Source organism: Psychrobacter sp. (genome assembly GCF_036731945.1).
Lineage (GTDB): Bacteria > Pseudomonadota > Gammaproteobacteria > Pseudomonadales > Moraxellaceae > Psychrobacter.
The window spans coordinates 1-351 of the sequence record NZ_DAINDI010000041.1; the positions used below are offsets into that span (position 1 = coordinate 1).

Annotated in this window: 1 protein-coding gene; it reads left to right on the forward strand. The window is 41.3% G+C overall.

Annotation, left to right across the window (positions count from 1 at the left end; genetic code table 11):
• Positions 1-27: 27 nt before the first annotated feature.
• Positions 28-351, forward strand: a 324-nt coding sequence (gene nrdD, locus V7D75_RS09395) for an anaerobic ribonucleoside-triphosphate reductase (protein ID WP_333614350.1), incomplete at its 3' end; no start/stop codon positions are given.

Below are 351 nucleotides of genomic sequence, written 5' to 3' on the forward strand. Positions count from 1 at the left end.
AATATCGCCACTTTAGAAAGCGAAATTATGAAAGATTATTTTATTCAGGTTAATCGCAGTCAAGTACAACAGCAGATTCGCACATGTTTTGATAGTCATTTGGCAGATGAGTATTTGCGCCAAATTGAAGCTCATGAAATTTATGTACATGACGAAACCAGCCTAAAACCTTACTGCGTCTCAGTATCGTTATATCCATTTTTGCTCGATGGCCTAAAGAAGTTGGGAGGTGAGGCAGGTCCACCGCAGCACTTAGCGTCGTTTTGTGGCTCTTTTATTAACTTAATATTTGCCATTAGCTCACAGTTTGCGGGCGCAGTGGCGACGGTTGAGTTTCTTGCCTATTTCGAT